1 protein-coding gene is annotated in these 1,252 nt (G+C 34.8%); it reads left to right on the top strand.

Going from position 1 to position 1,252, the window contains the following annotated elements:
- Window positions 1-166 precede the first annotated feature (166 nt).
- Window positions 167-1,072 (top strand): glycosyltransferase family 2 protein, encoded by a 906-nt coding sequence (locus LEP1GSC202_RS00430; protein ID WP_015675702.1) that lies wholly within the window; start codon window positions 167-169, stop codon window positions 1,070-1,072.
- The last annotated feature ends 180 nt before the right edge of the window (window positions 1,073-1,252 follow it).

Here is a 1,252-nt window from a genome sequence, read left to right as displayed (position 1 = left end):
AATTGCATGCCCCGAAGAAATTGCCTTCCGCAAAGGTTACATTACAAAGGCGGACTTACTCAAATTGGCAGAACCATTAATAAAAAATGGATATGGTCAGTATCTAAGGCGTATCACTGAAGATGTTATCTTCTGATTTCGGTAGACTCTAGGTAATTTAAAGTTAATGAAAATTTCTTGTATCATTGTGACCTACAATCCAAACTTTTTAGATTTAGAAAATCTGATTCAAAAGATTGTTTCAAATAATCGCCAAATTATAGTTGTAGATAATTTTTCAGATTCCACTGATAGAAAGAAACTTAAAGAAATTGTTAACCAGTTCAATTGTCATTTAATTTTATTAGATAAAAATTATGGGATTGCCACTGCTCAAAATAAAGGAATTGAAGTATCCAGATCCTACCATTCAGACTTTTTAGTTTTTTTTGATCAAGACAGCGATCCTAGTTCTAATTTAATTGAGTCTTTAATTGAAGCTCACACTAAGCTTTTGCAAAGGATACCTGCTACAAAAATTGGAATTTTAGGAGCGAGGTATACCGATTCTAGACAAGACAATCCACCTCCATTTCTAAGATTTGAAGGATTAAAAATGGTTCGGTGCCCTTGCGAAACAAAAGAAGATATAGTCGAAGTTGATTATGTAATTGCGTCTGGAAGTATGGTATCTTCTACGGCTCTTGATAGAATTGGAACGATGAAAGAAGAGTTATTTATCGACTATGTTGATATCGAGTGGGGACTTCGGGCAAAATCGAAAGGAATGCAAAATTTTGGAGTATGCAATGCATTCATGAATCACTCGTTGGGAGATAATCCCAAAAAATGGGGAAAAAAAATGATTCCCATCCATTCTCCATTACGCCACTACTATCACTTTCGAAATGCAATTCTATTGTATAAATTGTCTTGGGTTCCTTGGAACTGGAAACTTGTTGATGGCTATCGTTTGCTTTTAAAATTTGTTTTTTATTCTATATTCACTGATAGACCATGGAATCATTTTAAGATGATGAGCTTAGGCATTATTCATGGTATAGTTGGTAAGTCGGGTAGTATAAATATATAGGAGAATGATTTTTTTGATTTTCCTTGCGTTAGCTTAGGGAGGGAAAAAGCTAGCATCCATGAAAGTGGAAACATTTCCCATCGTAGGTCCAATCTTGATAACTCCCGATTGTTTCCAAGACACTCGAGGATTTTTCCTCGAATCATATAAATCCTCATCATTTGGGCATCACGGAATACC

The sequence above is a fragment of the Leptospira yanagawae serovar Saopaulo str. Sao Paulo = ATCC 700523 genome (assembly GCF_000332475.2).
Taxonomy (GTDB): Bacteria; Spirochaetota; Leptospiria; order Leptospirales; family Leptospiraceae; genus Leptospira_A; species Leptospira_A yanagawae.
This window is presented reverse-complemented; position numbering and strand designations above follow the sequence as displayed.